Raw genomic sequence first — 22907 nt, 5'->3', positions numbered from 1 at the left:
TTTGAATTTTTGGTTGATTCTTTATTACACATCTTATTTTTAGGAATAGTTTAGCCTTCCAAAATCCAACCTGCTTTTAATATCTCTTGATCTTCATCTTCCCCAACTTTTGTTGCAAATCTCCAAATGATGGGGGAATCTACATCCATACCATCTTTAATTTTTACAAGTGCTTCCATTTCTGAATTTAGATTTTTATCTGCATTTCCATGTTCTTTGCAAAACTTGCATTTTTGATCAAGTGTGATTGGTTCTGATTCAATTAATGGATATGCTCTGCAGGCAAGTGGTCTATTCTCATAAATTTTGCATGGGAATCCTCCATGCGGTGATTTATTTCCACTTGCAGTATCTAGGAATGGGCAAGTATTTCCATTTTTTTCAACTCCCATAAGTTGATATGCTAAAATTTTTGTAGGTGAAGAATTTCTTTCTTCTGAAATTCCAATTCTTGGCAAAATTTTGATATCTACTTTATTAATTTCTGATATTTTTTCAATCTTTTCTTTTTCCTCGGGAAGTATTAACACTCCAATTTTTCCAAATTCTTTACTTGGATAATATTCTCTCTCAATACAACACTGCGAGCATTCTTCAACACATTTGAATTCCACATATTTTCTTCATCACATTGGATAAAATCTCTTGCGTATTGTCCCCCTGTCATTGTAACCAAAAACCCTACCAGTTATATGCTCAAATTGTTAATGTATGGCATGGGTAAGCGACAAGTAAAAAACGAAAGTGCATTAAAAGAAATTCGCCTTCCTGAAGAAGGTGAGCAATTTGGCCGTGTGATGAAAATGCTTGGCGGTGAAAACGTCATGGTAAAGTGTGCTGATAATTTGATTCGAAGAGGACGCATTAGAGGAAAATTAAAGAGAAGAGTTTGGATTCGTGACAATGATATTGTGATAATCGCACCTTGGGATTTTAAAGATGCTGAGCGCGGTGACATTGTTTGGAGATTTACCCTGCCACAAGTTGAGTGGTTAAAAGATAATAATCATATCCCAAAAGATTTCTAATTTTGTTATATTGTTTTAGTTTGTTTAGTTAATATAGCGAATACTTTACTTCAGTATCAAATGGAACAAGGCACCGTAAAGTGGTTTAACCGTACTAAGGGCTTTGGTTTTATCGAAAGAGAAGGTGGAGACGATCTGTTTGTTCACAAATCAGATGTTGACGGATTCATCAACGAAGGCGATAAAGTCGAGTTTGAAGTAGGCGAAGGTCAAAAAGGACCAGCAGCCCAAAAAGTTAAAAAAACAGCATAGGCAACAACTTTTTCAATTTAAGAGTTCAACAATGTTTTCTTAAATCAGTCTATCTTTTTATTATTTTTAATTTCATATTTTTTTAGAAAAATTTGTGGTCCCAAGCGAAGGAATTGAACCTTCGACAACCCGGTTTCTGTATGCCTGATATGCTGTTATTCGGTCAGCCATCTAAAGCCAACAACTACAGCCGGAAGCTCTACCAGGCTGAGCTAGCTTGGGACAAGAAAAACGAGGATCTCTCGTATTAAAAAACTATCGTAGGTTATTTCATTTATGATCGTTGAGTTGATTATAAGGATAAATAGTCTGAAATATCCTTGATTACTGAATGTCTAAACTAGAACTATCTTATTCTGGTTATGTCTGTGCTCCTTATTTGCATACTCATGAATCTGTAGAACTTAAAGAAACATGGATAAAATCAAAAAATATTGAAAAATTGTTTTTTGTTACAGGGACATTCTCTACTGAAAGTAAACCCTATTTTTCAGATTCTACTAATCATTATCTTCTTGCTAAATTCAAAGATAGTTCACATATCTCAAAAGATCTTCTTCAACACAATCAAGACAAGACCTCATTTGTATTCAATATACACGATGATTTATTCCAAAGAGAAGTACAAGGAGAAACAAATTTTGTAACTATCTATTATTTAGAATATGGAGAGGATGGTGAAGACTTCCAGGAAATTGCAAACCTTCTACTAAAAAGAGAGAAAATTGAGAAAGCAGGATTTGGAAACATGAATCTATTTTGCTTAACGCCATCAAAATTCACTTTTCCGTATTCTGAACATGTTGTAGTAATTGAAGTTGCAAGTGAAAAGAGCCATCAGAGTGTTAAGAAATACTGTGAACAGACAAGACGGGATGTAAACCGAAAAGGCATGACAATGACTAATTTACTGAGCTTATCTCTTCTTGATCAATTGAAGTAGAAAAGTTAAATATTCGACCAAAAACTGTTTTTCATGAGTAAACCATCCGATCTTGGTTCATTGAAAATAGGATCTTATATTCTATTACCGCATACTGACCAACCAAGTGGTGAACCATGTAGAATTGTTGAATATGATACATCAAAACCAGGAAAACACGGTGCAGCTAAAGCCCGAATTGTAGGTGAAGGAATTTTTGATGGCCAAAAAAGACCTCTTGTAGGTCCAGTCAGCATGCAAATTCATGTTCCCATGATTAACAAAAAAGTTGGACAAATAATTTCAATTAACGGTGACACCGTTCAAGTAATGGATTCTGAAACATTTGAGACCATTGATATTTCGTTAATTGATGATGAAGTCAAAGGCAAATTAGAAAATGGACAAAATGTTGAATATTGGGTTGTTATGGATAAAACTAAAATCATGCGCATCAAATCTTAGTGTGGATGCTGATGATGAGCGGAAAAGCCGTCTGAATGTTGATGAGGATTATGAGTAATGAAGCATCCTTTTTCAACAAATCTCAAAAATTTGTTGAATGAATTATTTTTTAGATTATGAAATTAGCTTCTCTTTTTTCAGGTGGAAAAGACAGTACTTTTGCAATTCATCTTGCTCAAAAACAAGGACATACAGTTTCATGTCTTTTGAGTATTTTTACAAAATCTGACGAAAGTCATTTGTTACATCATCCAACTCTACAATGGACAAAATTACAATCAGAAACCATGAAAATTCCACAATTAACTATGGCATCTGATTCTGATGATACTGATAACGAATTACTTTTGCTAGAAAAACTATTGCAAAAAGCAATAGACGAATACAAAATTGAAGGTTTAGTTCACGGTGGAATTAAAAGTAATTTTCAAAAAGAAAAATTTGAAACTCTTTGCACGAAATTAAATCTGATTTCATTTACTCCTTTATGGGATACAGAACCGGAAAATTATATGAATGATTTAGTTGATTCAAATTTTGAATTCATTATCACTTCTGTATCATCTGATGGATTAGATGACGCATGGCTTGGTAAATCTATTTCAAAATCTGATGTTGATACTTTGAGAAATCTATCTGAGAAATTCGGATTCAACTTGAACTTTGAAGGGGGAGAAGCAGAAACATTTGTTGTTAATTGCCCTCTTTTTTCAAATCCGATCATTATTTATGAATCAAAAAAAGAATGGGATGGTTATAGAGGAAGGTTTGAAATAGTGGCTGCAGGATTGAATTACAATGCTTGATGGACTAAAGAATAGTTTAAGCGATGCAATAAAAAAAATTGTAAAATCTTCAGGAATTGATGAAGAACTAATCAAAGAACTCTCAAAAGATGTTCAAAGAGCATTATTACAATCTGATGTAAATGTGCGATTAGTTTTAGAAATTACAAAACATCTAGAAGAGAGGGCACTAAATGAGACTCCTCCCCCTGGTCTTTCTCGAAAGGATCATATTATAAAAATTCTCTACGATGAACTCTCAAAATTACTTGGTAAAGAATCTGAATTTGATTTTAAGGCCGGTAGGCAAAACAAGATAATCCTGCTTGGAATTCAAGGAAGTGGAAAAACTACCGTCGCATCAAAACTAGCAAAATTTTTGACAAGACAAGGGTACAAAGTAGGTGTAATAGGTGCTGATACCTACAGACCAGGTGCGTTGGTTCAACTTAGAACAATGTGTGAGAAATCTAATGTGGAAGTTTATGGTGAAGAAAACAATAAAGATTCTCCAAGTATTGTTAAAAATGGATTAAAACATTTTGAGGGACAACCATTAGATGTTGTTCTGATTGATACTGCTGGTCGTCACAAAGAAGAGCAAGATTTACTTGAAGAGATGGCACGAATAAACAAAGCCGCAGAACCTGATTTGGCATTACTTGTGATTGATGGTACCATAGGGCAACAATGCTTTAACCAGGCAGAAGCATTTCACAAAACTGTTCCAGTAGGTGGCGTAATCATTACAAAATTGGACAGTTCTGCTAAAGGCGGAGGTGCACTTGCTGCATCTGCAGCTACTGGTGCACAAATAATGTACATTGGTACTGGTGAAAGAATAGATGATTTAGAAAAATTCTCTCCAACAAGATTTGTTGGCAGGTTACTTGGAATGGGTGACATTCAAGCTGTTTTGGATTTAGCTAAACGATTAGAAAATGAGGGAGATGATGTTAGGATGAAAAGAATCTCCAGTGGAAAAATGAATATGGAGGATTTCTTTTATCAATTAGAAGAAGTCACAAAAGTCGGTTCACTAAAAGGACTACTTGATAGCATGCCTGGTTTTTCTGGGATGGTAAAAAATGATCAATTAGATCAAATGGAAGATAGGGTATCAAAATGGAGATACATTATTCAAAGTATGACTAAAGACGAAAAAGCAGATCCTGATTTAATTAATTCATCTCGAATCAAAAGAATTGCACGTGGCTCAGGATGGCCAGAAGGTGAAGTTAAAGAACTACTAAAAAATTACAAAAATTCTAAAAGTATGATGAAAGCATCCAAAGGACGCCAAATGCAGGGTACTCTTAGAAAAATGGGATTAGGGTAGCCTTTCAAATAAATTTTCTAGAATGTCTGAATATCAAAAAATTATTCCTATCGCAAATAAAATCTTAAAAAAATACTCTTTATGTGATAATTGTTTGGGAAGATTATTCTCAAAACAATTACATCTATCATCTAACAAACTTCTTGGTAAAAAACTATCAAGCAATCAAAATCTTTCAAAGTGTTATATTTGTAAAAATCTATTTGAAAATTTAAATTATTTTCTAAGATTGATGCTTGATGCATCAGTAAATTATTCTTATCATACTTTTAGTGTGGGAGTCATGATAAAACCCTCGATTGTGGATAGAGATGATTCAATTCGTTCACAATACAAACTAAAAGGAATTGATAGTATAAAGACTGACATTACGCGAGAACTTGGAAAATCTTTTTCGAGAAAAACAAAAAAAACTTTTGACACCCAGAATCCTGAGATTATTTTTACAGTAAATCTAAAAGATAATTCCATTCAATTACGTTCTAAATCCATTACTTTTTCAGGAAGATATGTAAAAACTATGAGGGACATTTCTCAGAAACAAAGATCATGCGAAAATTGTTCTGGAAAAGGGTGTAGAATGTGTGATTTTCATGGAATTTCTGAATTTCAAAGCGTTGAGGGTTTTATCTCAAAACTTCTCTTTGAAAAAATTGGTTGCACTACTGCAAAATTTACTTGGATTGGAGGTGAAGACAAATCTAGTTTAGTTTTAGGAACTGGACGACCATTTTTTGTTAAACTTAAAAATCCTATCAAAAGAAATTTACGATTAACATCATTCGGTACTGATGGGTTGAGAATATCTAAAATCAAACTTGTAAACGAGTCTCCTAAAAACCCTCTAAAGTTTAATTCATTAATACAACTAAAAATTTCTACGGCATCTTATCTTGACCCAAAAAATCTTCGAAAATTAAAGGATCTTGGAAAACATCCTGTGGTAGTTTATGATAAATCTGGAAAACGTTCAGAAAAACAAATATTCTCTGTAAAATATAAGAAAAATTCTAAAAATACTTTTACTCTTATTATGAAGACTGAGGGTGGTTTACCCGTTAGGAGATTTATCGATGGTGATGATGTATCTCCTGGAATTTCTCAAATTCTAAATACGACGTGTAAGTGTCATGAATTTGATTTTATTGATATTGAAGTACAATGATAACTGTTAACTATTACAAAAACAGCCATTTTTAATTAACCTATCACATCTATTGTATGGTAAGTAGTCTAAAACAGCTAGATAGTACAAATTCTCATCTCATGATCTTACATCATTGCATGACTAGTTAAACCAATTCCATACTTTCATCTGTAAAATTCAGATTCGTTTGCTTTTGATTAATTATGTTTGAATTAGAGAAATTATGCTTTGTAAAAACTAAAAATAGTCTGCCCAACCTCTCTGCATTAAAATTATTGCAGAAGATTCAGTCAAACAAACTGCTTTACCATCAGAACTCTTCATGAAGAGTTCCAATCCAACATTACATATGACATCACTTGGATCAGTACCTATGTTCATCTGTTTAAGTGGGGATTTGAATTCTTTTGGAGCAATTCCATAATCAAATGGTAAAAACAAACTCTTTGCACTAGGTCCAGTAATTTTCACACGGTATTCACCAAAGTCTCGAAATATTCCGCTTGTTGGAACTGTCTCCGTGAATTTGGTAGAGTCTACAAGAGGTATCACTTTATGATAAACAGTATTCCCCTTTGGTGCAATGACATCTAATGTGATTTCATATAATTGAACGGGATTTTTTATTTCTCCTGAAATCACAATTTTCTCATCTATACTATAGAATTTTTTATCGGTCACTCCGAACATTTGATTTATCAACACATGCTTCTTAGGATCAGATGTGCCAATCACGTCGACTCCGACAACCTTTACCTCTTCAGCAGATCCATGCAACACCACAGTAAGCGTTGTAATGCCATTATTTTTTATCAATTCATAATTTGTTATCTGTTTGTCATCTACAAATACTGCTTGAGGATTTTTGATTAGATTCTCCTGTAAATACACCACAAACTTATCATTCTCGATTTTTCCTACAAAACTAAAAGTAATGCTTTTCCTTGTTGGCTCTACTTTTACATCCACTAAATTTCTCTGAACTTTATACACTACATCTACTGGGGACTCTGAAACATCTGAGCCTACATTATGAAATACTTGGTAATCTGAAGCAAGTTCAACGACATTTACTATCCCCGTCATCCATGGATGGATCGTACAAAAATACTTGATTTCTCCAACATCTTGTTTACTGAAAAGAACGCTAAACTTACTTCCAGGTTCCATATGCCTGCTATCAAACATTGTAGTTATCCCCGACTCTAATGTACCTGAAGTTACAGTATGTATTGTAGAATCTGCATTCCTCCATTCCACTCTGTCTCCAGGCCTGATTGAAATTTCCAAAGGCGTAAAATGAACTGGAGATTCAGGTTCTGCAGCTCCTGCAGGAATCTGCACTTTCCATGTTTCCGCATATACAATAGGGGTAATTGTGAATGTAAATACTAGAAGAATTAAGAGCATTAGAATTTGTGAATGCACGATGTAACGAATTGTTTTTTGTATATTATTAGATATGCCGATTGTCATATTTGATATTAAAGAATTGGCTTTAAAATTTAAATTTTCTAATAATTTTTAATGAAAAATATTCTTGTGCCCTATGATTTTACTAATTTTGCAGATGCTGCATTAAAAAAAGCAATAGAGATTGCAAAAAAATTTGATTCAAAAATAACATTATTTAATGTAATTGGAAGTAACACGGATACTACTGGAATGTCTTGGTCAAGAGCTCAAGAAGTACATGATGAAGTAGAAAAACAAGTCACTAATGATCTGAATAAAATAAAAGAATCAATAAAAGACACAGATATTTCTGTGGAAATTCGTCACAATCCTTCTACTATTGATGGTATTCTCTCTTTTGCAGATACTGACAAAATAGATCTTATAGTTATGGGATCTCATGGCAGATCAGGATTTAAAAAATTGGTACTTGGCAGTGTTGCATCAGGTGTAATAGCAAAAGCTAATTGTTCTGTCTTTATAGCTAAATCTCCCAAATAATAAAATGGTATTTTTATCTCTCTATGATTATTCTAATTTTCAAATTTGAAAACGAGTTGAGTTATTGTAAAATTTAAAAATCTGTTTCGATAGAAATTTTCTCAATATACTTTTTACATTATACTTTTGAAAACAATTCAAGAATATCTCTAAACGTAATTATTCCCTCAAGAGTTTCCTCTGTCTTTACTAAACAACAAGAAGTGTCCGTTTTTAGCATAGAACTTAGAATCACTCCAAGATCATCATCAGGGCTGCATTGAGGAATTCGTGTACTGCCTATATTTCCGATTTCAAATTCTAATTTATGTGCAGTTTTGATTCCTACAGACCTGTTACCTTGACGTTCTTGGGGTGCGAGATATTCTATAATGTGTGCAGGTGTGAGAACCTGATTTATCCTTCCATTTTTAATGACGGGAAGATGATCTAATCTTTTTGATGTCATTATTTTCTTTGCATTGCTAAGTGGTTTTTCTGCAGATATTGTTATGGGATTTTTAGTGTAAATCATCTTGGCTTTAATCGATTTGTTGCCTTTTTTTGAAAGCAATCCTAAGATTTTTTTTGCAGTGATTGATCCTATGATTTTATTATTTTCTACAACTGGCGCTTCTCGAGTTCTATAATCTGAAATAATCTTTGCTGCTTTTTGAATCGTATCGTTTGGACCTACATGTGGAATAGAATAGAGGAGGGATTCTATACTCGTTTTAGAGATATTTTTGGCATCAAGTAATAATCTAGTATTAGTTGAAAGTGTAGATTTCCCATTAAAATGAAAAACATCGTATGAATCATTTTTTGAAATTTTATCTATTACGCCTGAAATAATGTCTGAAGGCTTAACTGTAATTGCTTTAGTGATTAATGGTTTTATTTTGGCACTTTGTATGTCTGCTAAATACCCGTAAATTTTATCTGTAGATCCCATTCATTAGAATATCTCTGGATTTGATTAAAAGAAGAATGTAGATTCTCACAAATGAATTTTAAAAAATTGTTTATTACAAATGTAAATTTTCAATTAACATGGTTTTAAGTAAATCCCGTAAAATGGCTTCTGATAAATTAGGAAATTATAAAAAAATGAAAAGATAAGAATTGATGCTAGACGTAAAGGACAACAGAAATGTGTGATCATATTTACAGATAAACCAAAACTAAAAAATGGAAAACCTGATAGGCCTGCACGAAAGGTTACCAAAAAACGAGTTGCAATTAGATAACCTATATTTTTTTAAGTTTGATAACTTTGGACTAGTTTAACTAACGAAATCGATACAGATTATAAGATTTTACACGACTACCAAATTTGAGATTTATGGGAAGAAAAGTATGAATTGGTACACGTTTTGAGAGTTGACACGACTATGGGCTGAGTTTATTCTAGATCGATAGAAATATGATCAGTTAATGAGTTTTTATTGTTTAATGATACTATGATAACAATTAACTAGCTCCCATATTGTAAAACATCATGCCATTAAGAAAAAAGGGTAAACATCAAAGACATGCTGATCAAAGAGCTGAAACCCGTAAAAAGAAGAAAGCAAAATCTGGAAAGCCAAGATCCTAAACAAATTAACCCTTTTACATTCAAAATTGTCAAGGAGTAATATTGGATCCACTAATACGTTTCAAAGATGCACATTCTAAAGGAATTATCCCAGATGATGTGTATGATCTTGTAATCGAACGTTTTCCAATTGTTGTTTCAGGTATAAATAGAATAGAAAAAGCGTCGGGAATAAAATATCCTGTTGCATATGTAGAGCCATCTCTTGTCTTGTCTTCTCCTAATCCTAATTCATATGAATTTGGAATATTATTTGCCAGAACAATTCCTATAATGTTTGATGAGAAATTCCAAGTGGTAATTCAGATTTCTGCTCCTCTCATTGCTTATGGGCTTAAAGGTACTATCCATGCTATTCTGGCCCATGAGTTTTTACATTTTTTAGACTTGATGAGAAAAATTTCAAAGATGGAATTACTCTCTGATGAAATATCTGGGAATTTATTTGAAAATATTTATAGTGATGAAACTCGTTTGTTTGAACCTAGAGTTGTCTTTAAAGATCGTACTTTATTAAATCATATCACAAAAAAATTCCCATCCGGGTTTCGTGATTATAAGTTGGAAGATAAAGTGATGAAATTTTGGGCTGACAAAAGTCTTCCAAAATCTAACATCTCGTTGGATGCAAATAATGTGAAATTATCTGCCGAATCACTTTCTAGAATAAAACTTGCACCTGAATTTATTTCAAAAATTGAACAACTGGAAGAAAAAAGTTCTAAAATTACAAAAAAGCGATTATACTAATTGAATAATTGATAAAAATAATTCCTTTTACTGATTGAATTCTGTCAATCCGCACTTTCCACAAGTATGCCTGTTTTTATGCTCTGACATGAAAACACCTTTTCCACATCTTGAACAGATTTTTCTGATTCTTGTTACCTTGTCTCCATCCACTTTAAAATATTTGTAAACATTTGGACTGGAACCTTTCTTGCCTTTTTGTTCTACTGGCATTATTCCTCTTTCTCCTCTTTTACTTCTTCAGTTGGCGCCTCTTCTGCAGGAGTTTCTGCTGCTTGAGCCTCTGCCAATTTAGCTTTAATTTTTTCTAGTCTTGAGAAAATTGTTGGATTAACATGCTTCTTTGCCAATCCTTCATCATCATAAACATAGAATGTTCCTGTAACATGAGATTTTCCTACATGAGTTTTTAACCTCATTGGAATTACAACCTTGCCATCTAACTTGAATTCTTTTGAAATCATGTCTACTGCTTCTAGACTTTTGAGTTTTCCACCCAATCCTGCAAAATTACAGGTAAGCTCCCTTCTTGATAGGAAGGTATTATCTACATCTGTGATTGTCTCGATGATGGACATGTATCAAAAATCCTTCAGATATTTCATATAAACCTTGATTGGAATTCCAGAAGAAATTTAAGAAATTCCTTCAAAAGTCTCTTGTGGAACGTTATCTACTTCATTTTAAAAATGAGAAATATTTGCCTCAAGATTGTAGAGAACTTGCTCATAAAGCAAGAGATCTTGTGTCTGACATGAAAAATGTCTCAGTGCGACTAGCTAGAGTTGCCACTAAATTTATTGAATTTGACGTAGCTGCTGAAAAAGAAGATCTGGATGTACTGGTTGATAAATTATCTCTAATTGGGGAGATTGATAATGTAAGACATGTTTTTGAAGAACACATTGAAAAAGAGAAGGGTATTGAGGATGGGATATTTTTCTTTAATAATGAAAGATTTTGGGAATGCCATGAAGCATTTGAAGGAGTTTGGAATCAATGTTACGGACGAGAAAAGGAACTAGTACAAGGAATTATCTTGGTTGCAGTTGCATTTGCTCATGAGCAAGAAAATGAAGAAAGCATTGGAATTGGCATGTTAAGCAGAGCATTAGAAAAACTAGGTTCTTCACCCTCAATGTATCATTCCATTGATGTTGATAGAATAAGAAAGAAAGCAGTTGAAATGCAACAAGCAAAAAAATTAACTAGGTTTGAGATTTAATTAATTCCAGAGATTTTGTAACTACTTCTGCACCTTGAAGCAGACCTATACTGCCTTTTTTTGCTTGGTCTTCAGTCATTCTAGTGGTTCCGTCATTTTGAATAAAGTCGGCTGAAACTAAAACTGGTACAGGATCATCACTGTGGCCTTTGTTAATACAAGGTGTGGAATGATCAGCAGATATAATGATTGCAACTTTGTTTGAATCAATATTTTCAACAAGCGTTTTGAAAAATCTCTGATCAATCTCTTCAATATTTTTCATCTTGCCTATTGCATCTCCGTCATGACCAAATTCATCTGGTCCTTTGAGATGAACATAAATTGAATTTTGTGTCTCCATGGCTTTTGCTGCAACTCTAGCTTTTTCTTCATAATCTGTTAATCCTCCAGCTTCAAATGCTTTCATCTTTAAAACATCTGATATTCCAAGCTCCACTGGCATATCTACAATACATGAAAATTGCATAGAATATTTTTCGTTAATTGGAGTAACATCTGGATATTTGTTTCCTGCATCTCTTAGTAAAATACAACTAAGCTGTTTCTTTCCCAGTTCTTTCCTTTTTTTATTAATCTGACTCTCTTTCATAATTCTAATTGATTGCTCTGAAAATTCATTAACAATATTTGCTGTGAATTTTGAATCTTCATCATCTTCTAATGGCAAACATTTTTCAATTTTTAGAAAATCTCCTACAGCCTTTGCAACACCCATTCCTCCAATATTGCTATACGCTGGGTCTGTATTAGTAATTTTAGAAGAAAGTTTTCGAGAGTTTGCTCTGATTCTAACTGTAACTCTATGACCGATTGTAGGTGATACTACGACAGATATGCCTGGACTTGAAAATTTTATTTTTTCTTCAATCTCTTTTGCAATTCCTTCTGCATCTTCTTTTTCAATATTCCTTCCTGCCCTTCTATCTATGATTACTTGTTCATCATTTAGCGTTGAATAATTTCCTCTTAATGCTAAATCTCCGTTTTTGAAATCAATTCCAATTCCAATTGCTTCAATTACTCCTCTACCTGCATATTCTGCATGATTGAATTTGTATCCTAACATATTGAAAACGGCAATATCTGATTCTGGCGCAATTCCTTTTCCAACTGAAATCACTTCTCCTATGCATCCGTTTCTTGCAATTTTATCCAAGATTGGGGTATTTGCAGCCTCCAATGGTGTTTTTCCTTGCAAATCTGGATGTGGAAGGTCTCCAACACCATCTAATAAAACGTAAATCATGTGAATATCTGAATTATCCATAATATTCCCTGTTTTAGCAACATCAGGTGCTCTCCTTTAAAGCTTGCAACAAAAAATGCGATCAAAAATTTAAAATAAAATTATTTTCCATTTTTGATTTTTCAATTTAATATTTTTATTATTTTTTAATTTTTATCACAAATGATACAACACGACTTTTTAATTTGATAATGTCTTCTCTTAGCAAACGTTTTAACAGACATTTACTTTCAGTTACACATATGGGGGATATGCGTAAAGATTACGTTTCTGAGCGTTTCATGATTGTAACAAAAAAAGATGATAAAATTGTTGATCCAAAAAAGTCTCCATTTGCTCCAGGCAATGAATCTATGACCAACCCTTCGGTATTGTCACTTGTTGCAAAAGATGGAATGCTGCAGCGTCTTCAAGATAATGAAGATGAATATGTTGAGGGTTGGGCTATTAGAGTATTTGAAAGCAAAAACCCAATTGTTTCAATTGATACTGAAAATTCTTACAGTGACAGACCTTTCTATAGCGAACCTGCTTATGGGTATCACTATATTGTTGTGGCGTCTCCAAAAGAAAAAGACACATTTGCAACAATTGATCCTGAACAGTGGTCAAATGTCTTAGTTGTAGTTCAGGATAGATTGCGATGGCTTTATACTCAAAAAGGTGTAACCTATGTTTCAATTTATGCTGATCATGGTGACTTGGCTGGAAGTACAAACCCTCATCCTCATCTTAACCTTATTACATTTTCTACAATACCTCCAGTAATTGAGAGCGAAGCTGAAGCGTCACACAAAATTCTAAATGAAAAAGGTGTATGTCCAGTGTGTCAGACAGTAAATGAGGAAATCAGTGGTCCAAGACAGGTTCTTCAAACAGAAGGTTTTATTGCATTTTGTCCTTGGTCTCCTTCATATCCTTATGAATTTTGGATTTCGCCAAAAAAACATACTACTAGTTTTTCAAAAATTACTCAAAAAGAAATTAACGATTTATCTTTGATTTTACGTGCAACATTAGGTGGATTGTCAAAAACTGTAAAAAATGTCTCGTATAATCTTGTTTTTCATCTTTCCCCTGAAAAGAAAAACAGTAGACAAATTCATTGGCATATTGAAGTTTATCCAATCACAAAATCTTGGTCTGGATTAGAACGTGGCTATGGGATCTTCTTAAATGATGTGTCTCCAGAACAAGCTGCTGAAAAACTCGGAGCATCTTGCAGAAAAGAATTGGCTAACTTAGTTGGTATTGTATAATTTTCTGAATGGTTTATTATTAACAAAAAATGATCTAGAACTATGGGATTGGAAAAATGGTTGGCAATAACTAGTGTTGCATTGTTTGCAATGTTTGCAGGTGAAATGATTTCTGTTTACCATTTTATGACTAATGTTCCAGAAGAAATAGAATTTTCAATAACATTTCAACCTGATCCCAAAATCATTCAATTTGTCTCAATTGGAGTTGCCCCAGCTGGTGTCTTGGCTGCAGTTGCATTTATCATGTCAAAGCATTATGGATCAAAAACTGTGGGTGGATTGATCATTGCAGGTGGAATAATTCTATTTGCCGGAATGACTGTATCTTATTCTATGTTGGATTCGATTGATGAAAAATATCTCACAGATGCTGTAAAACTGATTCCATTATTGTTTATGGTGTTATCTGCACCTGTAATCATATTTGGTGCATACTTGATCAAGCATAAAAAATTACGTCCCAAAAAAGAATATTTCTAAACATGATCAAATCTTAATTCATTTGCAATCTTTTTGAAGCCCAGTTTTTCATAAAATGGTTTTACTTCATCAGTGCAGTCCAAAATTGTTTTGTAGCAACCTCTATTTTTTGCAATTTCTAGAATGTATTTCATAATTTTCTCTCCTATTTTTTGTCCGTGATAGTCTTTATTCACTACAACATCTTCAATATGCCCTACAACTCCCCCATCATGAATAAATTTTTGTTCTATTAGAAGTGTTGTGGTTCCAACAATTTTTCCATCTAATTCTGCAACTGCAATAATGTGATCTGGGTTGGAATTTATTTTCTCAAAAATTTTCATTGCTTTATCTGTTCTAATATCACTTGTCTTTCTCAAGGCATCTAGTGTTGTTAGAAATCCATTTAGAATGTCTTCTTTTCGTAATTCTCTGATAATTGGTTGACTCATTTTTATTTTCAGATCTTACCTAATTTTTGAATATACTCTTGATATGCTTTTTTGTATGATGTTTTGTTTCCAATATCTGTAAAACCGTTCTTTGTAAGAAAACTATTTACTAATTTTTTTCTATCTATGGCTTTTTTTATTACATCATCCATTCCAAATGGTTTGTTTTTTGGTATACACTTTAAAATTTCCGGTTCCATGACGTAGCATCCCATATTTACATTGGCCTTGATCTCGGGTTTTTCATTCCAGCTCAGTACCTTTCCACTCTTTGTAGTCTCAATTACTCCATATGGCAAGTTAGTCTTGTATTCGTTGAGACTCATTGTAACAAATGATTTTTTCTTTTGGTGCTGTTTTATCATATTTCTAAGACTGAAATTAAAAATTGAATCTCCATATATGCAAACAAATGTGTCATCAATGAATTCTTCTGCAGTTTTCAATTGACCTGCTGTAGCAAGTGGTTTATCTGAAATGGCATATTCTATATTCACCCCAAATCTTTTACCATCTTCAAAATAATCTTCAATTGTTTTTCTCAGATAGCTTACACATAGCACAACTGATTTCACGCCATTTTTTCTTGTCCAATCAACCAGGTGCTCTAAGATTGGTTTTTCCCCTAAAGGCAGCATTGGCTTTGGAAGGAATGTTGTATATGGTTGGAGTCTTGTACCTAACCCTCCTGCAAGAATCACTGCTTTCACAAATTCTATTTGAGAATTGACTATTTATGTTCAAGGATGAACTTTGTCCGTACTCAAATTATTTTTAAAATTTTTTTCAAAACATTTTCTGGGGTTTCTCCAAATACTATAATCATTGGTTCCTTTCCAAAATCCCCTTTATGATAAATCACATCTGGCATTTTAGTTGAATCTTTGACTGCTTTTTTTATTCCCCATTCAATTGTAGAGCCCCTATTTTTCACATTCTTTGGTTCTTCTGTTCTATCATAACTTGAAACAAATAGTTTTGATTTTTTTATTTTTAAAATTGTTTTATCTTGATATTTTAGATTAATTGCCGAGTGAATTTTTGGATATTTTTTATTCATAATTAACAATGCTGTTGCTACATGCTTTGAACCACCGTAAGTCAATTCGCCTGCAACAACTGCTTCTTTTCCTGATTTGACTATTCTCCCTGAAATACCTAGTACATCTTTTGGCGATTTTGGTTTTTGTTTGGAATATACAAAATTTATTTGACATTCAGGAATATTTTTGTAAATATTTTTAATATGAACAAATTTTTCTATTGCATCTGATAAATCCTTACTGATATAATCTTGAACGTCTGTTACGGCTATTCCTTTTCCTATTTTCCTTGCATTTTTAATTGAATTCTGAGTAAATTGTTGTGCAAATCTTAATGATTCTTTAATTGTCTTGTTTTTTGCTAGAGCAAAAATAACTGCTGCTGAATAATTGCAACCGCTACCGTGATTTGGCAAGTTAATTTTATCTCCTGAAATAAAACACTCTTTATTTTTCTCAAAAATAAAATCTGATATTCCTTTACTCCCAATTTCTATTCCTGTGATGACCACATTTTTTGCTCCCATTTTTTGAATTTTTTTTGCTGCCAATCTAAGTGATTTTTTTGAATTTATTTTTATTTTTGATAAAATTTCAGCTTCGAATCTGTTTGGCGTAATTACTGTTGCAAGAGGAATGATATATTTTTGAAAATCTATCATTGCTGATTTTTCTATCAATGCTCCGCCTGTTGTTGATTTGATTACAGGGTCTACTACAATTGGAATTTTTAATTTCTGTAATTGATTGCTTAGAATTTCAATAATCTGTGAATTATATACCATCCCAATTTTTATCCCATCAATTTTAAAATCTGACATTATTGACTCTATTTGATTTTTTAAAATTTTTTGTGATACTGGTTCTACGCTACCAAAACTTGAAGTGTTCTGGCTCGTAATAGCTGTAATAACTGTCAACCCATGAACATCAAGTGTAGAAAATGTTTTAATATCACTTTGAATTCCGGCCCCTGATGAAGGATCAGAACCTCCAATTGAAAGTAAATTCATAATAATCTATTCTTCTATACACTAATTTGTTTTTACTTGTGTTTTTTCAAATCTTTTAATTTGTAATATCGATTTTATAGTAGAATAACTTTCAAACAATTGATGATTAAAATTCCCATAATTACTGATTCACTAACAGAGGAATTGCAATGCACCACTTGTTTACTACCAATACAATATCAAACAAAAAAAGATGGACAATTTCTATGGCAATGTTTCAAATGTGGAAAGCGATATCTTGTATCAGTAAACACTGGTGATGTTGAAGAGAATTGGAGTCCTCCCAGATGAATAAAATATCTGAAATTGAATCTCTAAACTCTGAAAATCAAAACTAAGAAATTCCACTTTTTTCATCTCCTTTGAAATTGAATTAATTTAAAGGGTAAGTAAAATCAAAGAAATTTTTCCAATTTTGATGGTTCTGAATGTCTAATCAAGCCTATTTTAAATATGATACAGATAATTAAATTTGAAAGACTATCTCTTCAAAAAGAATTATCTTGGATTAATTTCAAAAATTATTCCGATGACTGTTTGACACACTCAAAAGAACAAAATTCATCCTTCATACTATTAAATTCTCTTCCACAATGGATGCATTCCTTTATTGTTCTCATATGATCTCATACTACATTATCGCATTTAAGATCGATCTATTTTCTTAATATAGTGCTAAGAAATCATGTACCAATCAGAAATTATGCCAATTCTCACGATTGTTTAAATCAGGCGAAAACATAGAATGTGTTATGGCAACTCAGATGACTTCAGCTCGACGTGGCGTCGCAACCGATGAGATGAAACAAGTTGCAAAAGATGAAAGTGTTTCATTGGATTGGTTAATTCCTAAGATTGCTAGTGGCTCAATAATAATTCCAAGTAATAATGTCAGGCCACAAAAAATTCACAATGTTGGAATTGGCAAAGGTCTTAAAACTAAAGTTAATGTTAATATTGGAACCTCCACTCTAAATGTAAATCTGGATGAGGAAATCGAAAAAGCCAAAGTTGCCATAAAATATCATGCAGATACAATCATGGACCTAAGTGATGGTGGAGATGTTAAAAAAATAAGACAAACTTTGATGGAGCATGCACCAATTACATTTGGAACTGTTCCGATTTACGAGGCTTACAATTTTGGTGTTGAAATACACAAAAATCCTTTGAACTTAACAGAAGATGATTATCTAAACGCATTTGAAAATAATGCCAAAGATGGAGTGGATTACACAACAATCCATTGTGGGATTACTAAAGATATTGCAAAAAGAATTCTAAAAGTTCAGAGATATGGTGGTGTTGTAAGTAAAGGTGGAACAATTACTGCTGCATGGATGTTAAAACATGATAAAGAAAATCCTTACTTGACTCATTATGATTATTTGATTGAAATTGCTAAAAAATACGATGTAACATTTAGCCTTGGTGATGCACTTAGACCAGGCTCCATTCTGGACTCTCATGATGAATTACAAGTTCAAGAGATGATCAATATTTCACAATTAACAAAACGAGCACATGAACAAGATATTCAAGTAATGGTTGAAGGTCCGGGACATGTTCCATTAAATGAGGTTGCTGCAAATGTTAGATTGGCAAAATCTTTGATTGGAGATGTCCCATATTATGTTCTTGGTCCTTTGGTAACTGACATTGCATCTGGCCATGATCATATTGCAAGTGCAATAGGAGCTGCTGTTTCAGCAAGTGAAGGCGTGGATCTTTTGTGTTATCTTACCCCTTCTGAACACTTGGCATTGCCAAATGCTGAAGAAGTAAAGGCTGGATTAATTGCATATAGAATTGCAGCTCATGCAGGAGATATTGTAAAAATTCGTGATAAAGTAATCAAATGGGATATGGAAATGACTGAAGCCAGACGTACTTTGGATTGGGAGAAACAACTTGCATTGTCTATAGATCCTGAAGAAGCAGCTAAAATTCATAGTAGAACAGGACAACATCCTGGAAATAATGTTCCTTGTACAATGTGTGGTGGTGCATGTGTTTACATGATGTTGCCACAACAAAAAAAATATGAAAAAGAAAATAAAAATTTACAACAAATTGAGTAAAACTTGTTGAAGGCTAGGAACTGTCTCATAATTTTCTAACTCTTTTATGTCTATCCATTCAAATTCTGAATTTTCCCAGTTAAGCTCTATCTCTGGATTTTCTACTTCGAACAAAAATGGGTAGATCTCCCATTCATGATTTTCATATTGTGGCGAATTTACTCGCATACCTTCAGCAGATTTTACAAGTGTGATTTTGTCTTCTGTAATTCCAACTTCTTCAAAAATTTCGATCTTTGCTCTTTTCAATGGTTCTTCATTATTTTCTATGATTCCGCTAATTCCTGCCCATAATCCTTTCATTGATTTGACTTTGTCACTTCTTTTGAGAATCAATAATTTTTCATTATTTCTAATGAATGATGTTACAATTTTTGTTGAACGCATGCCTGCTATTTTTCAACGGATTTTACCATTTTTGTTAGTTTTTTGTAGGATTCATTGATGTCTGTGTGCTTGGCAAGTCTTTCTTGACATTCTCTAATGTATGTGATTACTTCTTCAGTTTTTGATTCCTGAACAGCAGTAAGTAATCTGCCTATGTCTTTCCATAGTTCTTCAGCAACTCTTCTAATTTCTGGATTAGCGATAATTGTTTCAATTAATTCTGGAGATTCTGTCATTATGCTTTCGGCTAATGTTTTTTGAACTCTGAAAGTTGTTCCTGACATTTTTTCTGTGAGATTCATTTTTTCATCCTTTGAAATAATATTTGCAAAAACCAAATTCATTAAATGTGTTAATCCTAAAATTACCGCAATCTTTTTGTCGTGCTCTGCAGCATCAATTGTTACGAAGTTTGCTCCATCGAATAATGCTTTTGCAACCGTTAATTCTTTTTTAGCATCTTTAATTGGAACTGAAATTATGTTTTGACCTTTTATTACTTTTGTTCCGGGCCCAAACATTGGATGAATGCAAATTGGATTGATCTTGTCTGGCATTTTTGACAATGATGAAACCACTTTTGATTTCTCTGATGATATCTCAATTAGATATGTTCCTCTTTTCATTTCTTTTGCAATGAGTCTGATAATTTCTGGTGTTCTTCTTGTTGGAGTACATAACACTACATAATCAGCTTTTAGGATTGAGCCAACCAATGAATCTGATGCTATGATATTTTTTCCTATGATTTTATTTTCTGAATCATAACCTGTAACTTCAAAACCTTTGTCTGCAAAATATCTGGCAAACCATTGTCCCATTTGCCCACCTGCACCAACAACTGTCATCTTTTTCATTGTGTTTCACTCATAATGTTACTCAGTATATTCATTCCCTCAATTAGTGTTTTTTCGTCTTGACATGCAGAAATTCTGATGAAATTCTTATAATTTCCAAATCCCTCTCCTGGGGCTATGGCAAGTCCTTTCTCAAGAGTATCATTTGCGAACTGGACTCCATCAAATCCCTCTTGATTAATTCTAGCAAAAATATACATTGCACCATCTGGGACTACAAAATCCAATCCCATTTTAGATGCTTTTTCTGTCAACATATCTAGTCTGTTTTGCACTGTATTAGAATTGTTGGATATGTCTGCCTCAAGGGCTTTCATGGCAACGTATTGGATAGGTTCAGACACATTTGTTAGGCACATGGCCTCCAATTTTGCCATTTTTTCAATGATTTCTTTGTCTGCTATAGAATATCCTATTCTAAACCCTGTCATGGCATGAGATTTTGAAAATGATTGGGTGACAATACTTTTCTTATAATTGTAAGACAGAATACTTTTCCAGTTGGTTTTTGCATATTGTGAATAGATCTCATCACTTAGAATGTAGAGATTATTTTTTCTTGCAATATCTATGATATCGTCTTGTAGTTTTTCGGAAAGAATTTTCCCTGTTGGGTTATTTGGATAATTTAAAATAATCATCTTTGTGTTTGAATTAATTGTATTTTTAATCTGCTCTAATGATGGCTCCCATTTGTCTTCTAGAGTTGTATTGATAGTTCTAACTTTGATTCCTGCATTTAACGCACAATCTTTGTATGCAGGCCATGCAGGTTCAATCACGATTATCTCATCACCTGGATTGAGTAATGTTGTGATTGCAGTAAATATTGAAAATCTTGCACCTGGACTTACAAGAATATTATTTTCTGTAATATTTGTACCAAATTTCTTTGAAACATATTTTGCAAGCGCGTCTCTAAATATTGGCATTCCTCTTGCTTGACCATATTTTAAAAATCCTTTCTCATATACTTCTTCTAATGCCTTTTTAACAATTATTGGTGGTAAAAAGTCTGGCTCTCCTACTTCCATATGAATAATTTTTTTCCCTTGCTGCTCTAATGATTTTGCTTTGAGGAAAATTGAAAAATGTGTTTGCTTGTTGGTTGACTGAACTTTTACTGATTCATTTAGTAAGAAATTAAAAAATTTTGTAGCTATGGTTTCATCTAACCCTATTTCTTTACATAGTGAAATTACTTTCCCACGTAAATTATCTTCTCGAACTTCATCAGTTACACCTTTCCCAATATTTTTTTTAACTTCCCCAATCTCTTTTGCAATATCTATCCTGATTTTTAATAGCTTTATCATTTCAAGAGTTACTTCGTCCATATGATTTCGAAGATCATTGATGTCTGACATTTTCTTATAAAACAGGTTTGATTGCTCCTGCAATAAGCGCATGATCTGCTATTGTTAAGGCTACAAGTGAATCAACTACTGGTGGTGCTCTGGGAACTACACATGGATCATGTCTACCTTTTACTTGAAGTATTGCTTCTTTTTTGGTTTTAATATCTACTGTACTTTGTTTTTGTGCAATAGATGATGCAGGTTTGAATGCAATTCTAATTGTTATTGGCATTCCATTTGAAATTCCTCCAAGAATGCCTCCTGAATTATTTGTCTTTGTTACTATTTTGCCTTTCTTTATTGTGTACAAGTCATTATTTTCAGAACCATACATCTCTGAACCTCTAAACCCTGAACCAAATTCAACTCCCTTAACTGATGGAATCGAAAAAATTGCCTTACTCAAATCTGATTCTAACGAACTGAAAATTGGTTCTCCTAAACCTACTGGAACATTTGTTGTAATTGATTCAATAATTCCTCCAAGTGAATCTCCCTTTTTTTTTGCAATCAAAATACTATCACGCATTATTTTTGCAGTTTTGTTTTCAGGACATCTTACATCATTTTTATAAATTGATGAAATCATTTTTTCGTTAAATTCTTCTTCCATTCTTATTTTTCCAATCTGTGATGTAAATGAATTAGTTTCAATTCCTAATGCTACTTTGAGTAATTTTCTTGCAATTGCACCTCCCATTACATGTGTAGCAGTGAGTCTTCCTGAAAATCTTCCTCCTCCTCTATGATCATTATAGTGATTATATTTTACCATGGCAGGATAATCTGAATGGCCTGGTCTAAGTTTAGTTTTTAAATTTTCATAATCTTTTGATTTTTGATCACTATTCCAAATTAACATTGTAATTGGGGCTCCTGTAGTATGTCCTCTAAAAACTCCTGATACAATTTCTACAACATCTCTTTCTTTTCTTTGTGTTGAGATAACATTTTGACCTGGTTTTCTTAGGTCAAGCATTTTTTGAATTTCTTTTTCTTCAATTTCTAAACCTGCAGGACATCCATCTAGTACTGCGCCAATAACTTTTCCATGACTTTCACCAAAACTTGTTAAAACAAGTCGTTGACCAATTGAACTTCCTGGCAATAATCTATCAAAGTTAAATGATGCTTATAATTCCTCATTCTGAAATTTTTGAAATTTTTAGTTTATTTGGAATATCTTTTCCGCTAACCTACATGACTGATTATAAATTATAAAAAAATGGATTATTTTATGAAATATTTATAATATAATCTTAAATATTATGATTACGTATAAAATATATGCAAAA

Annotated in this window: 27 protein-coding genes and 1 tRNA gene; 14 read left to right on the top strand and 14 right to left on the bottom strand. The window is 32.8% G+C overall.

Going from position 1 to position 22907, the window contains the following annotated elements; translation table 11 throughout:
* Nucleotides 1-50: 50 nt before the first annotated feature.
* On the bottom strand, nt 51-614 hold the full coding sequence (locus tag K5783_RS09805) for a YkgJ family cysteine cluster protein (protein WP_297474063.1): 564 nt from the start codon (nt 612-614) through the stop codon (nt 51-53).
* 102 nt (nt 615-716) lie between these two features.
* Between K5783_RS09805 and K5783_RS09800 the strand changes: the two genes are divergently transcribed.
* Nucleotides 717-1028 carry a translation initiation factor eIF-1A gene (locus tag K5783_RS09800; RefSeq protein ID WP_297474062.1) on the top strand — a complete coding sequence of 104 codons (312 nt, stop codon included), beginning with the start codon at nt 717-719 and terminating at the stop codon, nt 1026-1028.
* A 60-nt stretch (nt 1029-1088) separates the two neighbouring features.
* Nucleotides 1089-1280, top strand: coding sequence for a cold-shock protein (locus K5783_RS09795; RefSeq protein WP_109876217.1), 192 nt, complete (start codon nt 1089-1091; stop codon nt 1278-1280).
* A gap of 95 nt (nt 1281-1375) precedes the next feature.
* Here the strand turns inward: K5783_RS09795 and K5783_RS09790 are convergent.
* A tRNA-Tyr gene (locus K5783_RS09790) sits at nt 1376-1502 on the bottom strand.
* Between the two features lie 109 nt (nt 1503-1611).
* Between K5783_RS09790 and K5783_RS09785 the strand changes: the two genes are divergently transcribed.
* From K5783_RS09785 to K5783_RS09765, 5 genes are all read left to right on the top strand, one after another.
* The gene (locus K5783_RS09785) at nt 1612-2223 is read left to right on the top strand and encodes a hypothetical protein (protein ID WP_297474061.1); all 612 of its coding nucleotides are present in this window, start codon (nt 1612-1614) and stop codon (nt 2221-2223) included.
* A gap of 33 nt (nt 2224-2256) precedes the next feature.
* A complete protein-coding gene (locus tag K5783_RS09780) occupies nt 2257-2667 on the top strand; it encodes a translation initiation factor IF-5A (protein ID WP_109876215.1) in 411 nt (136 codons plus the stop codon).
* A gap of 116 nt (nt 2668-2783) precedes the next feature.
* The gene (locus K5783_RS09775; protein WP_297474060.1) at nt 2784-3473 is read left to right on the top strand and encodes a diphthine--ammonia ligase; all 690 of its coding nucleotides are present in this window, start codon (nt 2784-2786) and stop codon (nt 3471-3473) included.
* A complete protein-coding gene (locus K5783_RS09770; protein ID WP_297474058.1) occupies nt 3466-4791 on the top strand; it encodes a signal recognition particle receptor subunit alpha in 1326 nt (441 codons plus the stop codon). Before K5783_RS09775 ends, K5783_RS09770 begins: the two co-directional genes overlap by 8 nt.
* Before the next feature lie 22 nt (nt 4792-4813).
* Nucleotides 4814-5956, top strand: coding sequence for a tRNA pseudouridine(54/55) synthase Pus10 (locus K5783_RS09765; protein WP_297474055.1), 1143 nt, complete (start codon nt 4814-4816; stop codon nt 5954-5956).
* 219 nt (nt 5957-6175) lie between these two features.
* Here K5783_RS09765 and K5783_RS09760 read toward each other — a convergent pair whose 3' ends face one another.
* Nucleotides 6176-7414, bottom strand: coding sequence for a plastocyanin/azurin family copper-binding protein (locus K5783_RS09760; RefSeq protein WP_297474053.1), 1239 nt, complete (start codon nt 7412-7414; stop codon nt 6176-6178).
* A 51-nt stretch (nt 7415-7465) separates the two neighbouring features.
* On the opposite strand from K5783_RS09760, the gene K5783_RS09755 reads away from it, so the two are divergent.
* Nucleotides 7466-7894 (top strand): universal stress protein, encoded by a 429-nt coding sequence (locus tag K5783_RS09755; RefSeq protein ID WP_297474051.1) that lies wholly within the window; start codon nt 7466-7468, stop codon nt 7892-7894.
* A 118-nt stretch (nt 7895-8012) separates the two neighbouring features.
* On the opposite strand, the gene K5783_RS09750 is transcribed toward K5783_RS09755, so the two are convergent.
* A complete protein-coding gene (locus K5783_RS09750; RefSeq protein ID WP_297474050.1) occupies nt 8013-8828 on the bottom strand; it encodes a CBS domain-containing protein in 816 nt (271 codons plus the stop codon).
* Nucleotides 8829-9515: 687 nt separating this feature from the next.
* On the opposite strand from K5783_RS09750, the gene K5783_RS09745 reads away from it, so the two are divergent.
* Nucleotides 9516-10223 (top strand): hypothetical protein, encoded by a 708-nt coding sequence (locus K5783_RS09745; RefSeq protein WP_109876211.1) that lies wholly within the window; start codon nt 9516-9518, stop codon nt 10221-10223.
* A gap of 27 nt (nt 10224-10250) precedes the next feature.
* On the opposite strand, the gene K5783_RS09740 is transcribed toward K5783_RS09745, so the two are convergent.
* Both K5783_RS09740 and K5783_RS09735 read right to left on the bottom strand, forming a co-directional pair.
* Nucleotides 10251-10436 (bottom strand): 30S ribosomal protein S27ae, encoded by a 186-nt coding sequence (locus K5783_RS09740; RefSeq protein WP_297474048.1) that lies wholly within the window; start codon nt 10434-10436, stop codon nt 10251-10253.
* The gene (locus K5783_RS09735; RefSeq protein WP_297474046.1) at nt 10436-10801 is read right to left on the bottom strand and encodes a hypothetical protein; all 366 of its coding nucleotides are present in this window, start codon (nt 10799-10801) and stop codon (nt 10436-10438) included. Before K5783_RS09735 ends, K5783_RS09740 begins: the two co-directional genes overlap by 1 nt.
* Before the next feature lie 83 nt (nt 10802-10884).
* Between K5783_RS09735 and K5783_RS09730 the strand changes: the two genes are divergently transcribed.
* Nucleotides 10885-11448: a DUF309 domain-containing protein gene (locus K5783_RS09730; protein WP_297474044.1), complete on the top strand. Its 564-nt coding sequence runs from the start codon at nt 10885-10887 to the stop codon at nt 11446-11448.
* On the opposite strand, the gene K5783_RS09725 is transcribed toward K5783_RS09730, so the two are convergent.
* Entirely contained in the window at nt 11432-12718 is a 1287-nt protein-coding gene (locus K5783_RS09725; protein ID WP_297474041.1) for an alkaline phosphatase family protein, read from the bottom strand. The two genes, K5783_RS09730 and K5783_RS09725, sit on opposite strands and share 17 nt — an antisense overlap.
* A gap of 221 nt (nt 12719-12939) precedes the next feature.
* Between K5783_RS09725 and K5783_RS09720 the strand changes: the two genes are divergently transcribed.
* Nucleotides 12940-13956 carry an HIT domain-containing protein gene (locus K5783_RS09720; RefSeq protein ID WP_109876208.1) on the top strand — a complete coding sequence of 339 codons (1017 nt, stop codon included), beginning with the start codon at nt 12940-12942 and terminating at the stop codon, nt 13954-13956.
* 42 nt (nt 13957-13998) lie between these two features.
* Nucleotides 13999-14439 (top strand): hypothetical protein, encoded by a 441-nt coding sequence (locus K5783_RS09715; protein ID WP_297474039.1) that lies wholly within the window; start codon nt 13999-14001, stop codon nt 14437-14439.
* On the opposite strand, the gene K5783_RS09710 is transcribed toward K5783_RS09715, so the two are convergent.
* The 3 genes from K5783_RS09710 to thiD are packed head-to-tail and all read right to left on the bottom strand — an operon-like array spanning nt 14436 to nt 16929.
* The gene (locus K5783_RS09710) at nt 14436-14873 is read right to left on the bottom strand and encodes a GNAT family N-acetyltransferase (protein ID WP_297474037.1); all 438 of its coding nucleotides are present in this window, start codon (nt 14871-14873) and stop codon (nt 14436-14438) included. The genes K5783_RS09715 and K5783_RS09710 overlap by 4 nt on opposite strands.
* An 8-nt stretch (nt 14874-14881) precedes the next feature.
* Nucleotides 14882-15583: a nucleotidyltransferase family protein gene (locus K5783_RS09705; protein ID WP_297474036.1), complete on the bottom strand. Its 702-nt coding sequence runs from the start codon at nt 15581-15583 to the stop codon at nt 14882-14884.
* 53 nt (nt 15584-15636) lie between these two features.
* Complete coding sequence (thiD, locus tag K5783_RS09700; RefSeq protein WP_297474034.1) at nt 15637-16929, bottom strand: bifunctional hydroxymethylpyrimidine kinase/phosphomethylpyrimidine kinase; 1293 nt, start codon at nt 16927-16929, stop codon at nt 15637-15639.
* 102 nt (nt 16930-17031) lie between these two features.
* Here thiD and K5783_RS09695 point away from each other — a divergent pair, with 102 nt between their 5' ends.
* Both K5783_RS09695 and thiC read left to right on the top strand, forming a co-directional pair.
* Nucleotides 17032-17220 carry a hypothetical protein gene (locus tag K5783_RS09695; RefSeq protein WP_297474032.1) on the top strand — a complete coding sequence of 63 codons (189 nt, stop codon included), beginning with the start codon at nt 17032-17034 and terminating at the stop codon, nt 17218-17220.
* A 461-nt stretch (nt 17221-17681) separates the two neighbouring features.
* The gene (gene thiC / locus K5783_RS09690; RefSeq protein ID WP_297474030.1) at nt 17682-19010 is read left to right on the top strand and encodes a phosphomethylpyrimidine synthase ThiC; all 1329 of its coding nucleotides are present in this window, start codon (nt 17682-17684) and stop codon (nt 19008-19010) included.
* Here the strand turns inward: thiC and K5783_RS09685 are convergent.
* From K5783_RS09685 to aroC, 4 genes are read right to left on the bottom strand one after another with little or no spacing between them, the layout of a single operon-like run.
* On the bottom strand, nt 18993-19397 hold the full coding sequence (locus K5783_RS09685) for an NUDIX domain-containing protein (protein WP_297474029.1): 405 nt from the start codon (nt 19395-19397) through the stop codon (nt 18993-18995). The two genes, thiC and K5783_RS09685, sit on opposite strands and share 18 nt — an antisense overlap.
* 5 nt (nt 19398-19402) lie before the next feature.
* Nucleotides 19403-20254, bottom strand: a complete 852-nt coding sequence (locus tag K5783_RS09680; protein ID WP_297474027.1) for a prephenate dehydrogenase/arogenate dehydrogenase family protein — start codon at nt 20252-20254, stop codon at nt 19403-19405.
* Nucleotides 20251-21621, bottom strand: a complete 1371-nt coding sequence (locus tag K5783_RS09675) for an aminotransferase class I/II-fold pyridoxal phosphate-dependent enzyme (protein ID WP_297474026.1) — start codon at nt 21619-21621, stop codon at nt 20251-20253. Before K5783_RS09675 ends, K5783_RS09680 begins: the two co-directional genes overlap by 4 nt.
* A gap of 4 nt (nt 21622-21625) precedes the next feature.
* A complete protein-coding gene (aroC, locus tag K5783_RS09670) occupies nt 21626-22720 on the bottom strand; it encodes a chorismate synthase (protein ID WP_297474025.1) in 1095 nt (364 codons plus the stop codon).
* Nucleotides 22721-22907: the final 187 nt, after the last annotated feature.

Source organism: Nitrosopumilus sp., from assembly GCF_025699125.1.
Lineage (GTDB): Archaea > Thermoproteota > Nitrososphaeria > Nitrososphaerales > Nitrosopumilaceae > Nitrosopumilus.
Note: the sequence above shows the minus strand (reverse complement) of the source record. Positions and strands in the feature narration are given on the sequence as shown.

Bases quoted from the DNA above. Each gene is read 5' to 3' on its own strand.
- K5783_RS09800 (WP_297474062.1), top strand. From the start codon at position 717: ATGGGTAAGCGACAAGTAAAAAACGAAAGTGCATTAAAAGAAATTCGC.
- K5783_RS09795 (WP_109876217.1), top strand. From the start codon at position 1,089: ATGGAACAAGGCACCGTAAAGTGGTTTAACCGTACTAAGGGCTTTGGT.
- K5783_RS09785 (WP_297474061.1), top strand. From the start codon at position 1,612: ATGTCTAAACTAGAACTATCTTATTCTGGTTATGTCTGTGCTCCTTAT.
- K5783_RS09780 (WP_109876215.1), top strand. From the start codon at position 2,257: ATGAGTAAACCATCCGATCTTGGTTCATTGAAAATAGGATCTTATATT.
- K5783_RS09775 (WP_297474060.1), top strand. From the start codon at position 2,784: ATGAAATTAGCTTCTCTTTTTTCAGGTGGAAAAGACAGTACTTTTGCA.
- K5783_RS09770 (WP_297474058.1), top strand. From the start codon at position 3,466: ATGCTTGATGGACTAAAGAATAGTTTAAGCGATGCAATAAAAAAAATT.
- K5783_RS09765 (WP_297474055.1), top strand. From the start codon at position 4,814: ATGTCTGAATATCAAAAAATTATTCCTATCGCAAATAAAATCTTAAAA.
- K5783_RS09760 (WP_297474053.1), bottom strand. From the start codon at position 7,414: ATGACAATCGGCATATCTAATAATATACAAAAAACAATTCGTTACATC.
- K5783_RS09755 (WP_297474051.1), top strand. From the start codon at position 7,466: ATGAAAAATATTCTTGTGCCCTATGATTTTACTAATTTTGCAGATGCT.
- K5783_RS09750 (WP_297474050.1), bottom strand. From the start codon at position 8,828: ATGGGATCTACAGATAAAATTTACGGGTATTTAGCAGACATACAAAGT.
- K5783_RS09740 (WP_297474048.1), bottom strand. From the start codon at position 10,436: ATGCCAGTAGAACAAAAAGGCAAGAAAGGTTCCAGTCCAAATGTTTAC.
- K5783_RS09735 (WP_297474046.1), bottom strand. From the start codon at position 10,801: ATGTCCATCATCGAGACAATCACAGATGTAGATAATACCTTCCTATCA.
- K5783_RS09725 (WP_297474041.1), bottom strand. From the start codon at position 12,718: ATGGATAATTCAGATATTCACATGATTTACGTTTTATTAGATGGTGTT.
- K5783_RS09720 (WP_109876208.1), top strand. From the start codon at position 12,940: ATGGGGGATATGCGTAAAGATTACGTTTCTGAGCGTTTCATGATTGTA.
- K5783_RS09715 (WP_297474039.1), top strand. From the start codon at position 13,999: ATGGGATTGGAAAAATGGTTGGCAATAACTAGTGTTGCATTGTTTGCA.
- K5783_RS09710 (WP_297474037.1), bottom strand. From the start codon at position 14,873: ATGAGTCAACCAATTATCAGAGAATTACGAAAAGAAGACATTCTAAAT.
- thiD (WP_297474034.1), bottom strand. From the start codon at position 16,929: ATGAATTTACTTTCAATTGGAGGTTCTGATCCTTCATCAGGGGCCGGA.
- K5783_RS09695 (WP_297474032.1), top strand. From the start codon at position 17,032: ATGATTAAAATTCCCATAATTACTGATTCACTAACAGAGGAATTGCAA.
- thiC (WP_297474030.1), top strand. From the start codon at position 17,682: ATGGCAACTCAGATGACTTCAGCTCGACGTGGCGTCGCAACCGATGAG.
- K5783_RS09685 (WP_297474029.1), bottom strand. From the start codon at position 19,397: ATGCGTTCAACAAAAATTGTAACATCATTCATTAGAAATAATGAAAAA.
- K5783_RS09680 (WP_297474027.1), bottom strand. From the start codon at position 20,254: ATGAAAAAGATGACAGTTGTTGGTGCAGGTGGGCAAATGGGACAATGG.
- K5783_RS09675 (WP_297474026.1), bottom strand. From the start codon at position 21,621: ATGTCAGACATCAATGATCTTCGAAATCATATGGACGAAGTAACTCTT.